2 protein-coding genes are annotated in these 1,342 nt (G+C 70.4%); both read left to right on the top strand.

Features of this window, described 5'->3' with window-relative positions; genetic code table 11:
* Window positions 1-342 (top strand): hypothetical protein (locus ABZZ17_RS40010; RefSeq protein WP_356883350.1); only part of this gene is annotated, 342 nt, incomplete at its 5' end.
* A gap of 59 nt (window positions 343-401) precedes the next feature.
* Window positions 402-1,342, top strand: a 941-nt coding sequence (locus ABZZ17_RS40005) for a CHAP domain-containing protein (protein ID WP_356884310.1), incomplete at its 3' end; no start/stop codon positions are given.

The following is a 1,342-nucleotide window of genomic DNA, read 5'->3' as shown; positions in this document are numbered from 1 at the left end:
GCGCCGGCCGGTATCTCGGACGTCGCGATCGCCGGTACGGGCAATGACCTCCAGCTGGTGCTGACCGCCGAGAACGGTGCGAAGCAGTACCACGGTGCCCGCTTCTTCAGCGGTGAGTGGGTGTTCAACTCCCTGTCCTCGGTGGTGTCCGGCGTGACGGTCACCGATGTCGCCGCGGCCGCTGTCAACGACGAGCTCCAGGTGGCGTTCGTGGCGGCCGACGGCCGGGTCCTGCACACGGTCCGCCAGGTCAGTGGCAACTGGACCGGCGTCGGCACCGTCGACCTGACCGGCGTCACGGGAACCCGCACCGGCGTCTCTATCACCGGCACCTACAACTGACCCGGCACGGGCCGTTCCCCTCCCCACCCAGACTTCTTCCACAAAGGACCTCCTCCATCATGTTCAAGGCCAAGCAGTCCGCCCGTAGCCGCTCCCTCCTCCTCGCCGCCGTCGTGCTCGCCCCGATGCTGGGCATGGCCTCGGCCCAGTCGGCGACGGCCCACGCCCCCAGCGTCGCGGACATCGCACGCAACCAGGTCGGCAACAACTGCACGCCGTACTACGGATGCGTGTACCCGTCCGCCTGGTGCGCGGAGTTCTCCCGCTGGGTCTGGAAGCAGGCCGGCGCGAACACCAGCGGCCTCAACGCGGCCGCCGCGTCCTTCCACAGCTACGGCCAGAAGAACGGCACGCTGCACACCAGCGGACCCCAGGTGGGCGACGCGGTCCTGTGGGACGACGACGGTTCGGTCTCCGGCGAGGCGAACCACGTCAGCCTGGTCGTCGGAGTCTCCTCCGACGGCTCGCAGATCCAGACCGTCGGCGGCAACGAGAGCGGCAAGGTCTCGTACAAGAACTGGTTCAACTGGCGGACCTACAACAACCCGGGCGCCGGCAAGGCCCTCGCCTTCGTCTCCCCGGTGGGCGTTCCCGGAACCCCGCCGCCGGTGGTGACGCCGCCCGCGCCGTCCGGCCAGTGGCGGGCGCAGGTCGCGGTGGAGTCGGGCGGCTCGCTGTTCCACGGCCTCCGCAACCCGAACGGCACCTGGTCCGGCTTCGGCAACGTCGACAACGAGGCCGGCGAGATCCCCTCCGGCGTGCGGACCACGGCCGAGGCCGGCATCGACGGCGACACGCACGTCCTGGCCGTCAGCAACGAGGGCAAGCTCTACCACACGGTCCGCTTCGCGAACGGCCAGTGGGCCGGCTTCGGCGACGTCAACGCGGTCGCCGGTGCCCTGGCGAACGTGACGCAGGTGGCGGCGGCTTCGGTGGGTGCGGAGCTTCAGGTGGCCGTGGTGGCGGACGGGAAGGTGTACCACACGGTGCGCCGGGCGGA

Origin of the sequence: Streptomyces sp. NPDC006512 (assembly GCF_040611935.1) — a bacterium.
In the GTDB taxonomy this organism is placed as follows: Bacteria; Actinomycetota; Actinomycetes; order Streptomycetales; family Streptomycetaceae; genus Streptomyces.
The sequence above is the reverse complement of the archived record's forward strand: the minus strand, read 5'-3'. Positions and strand labels throughout refer to the sequence as shown.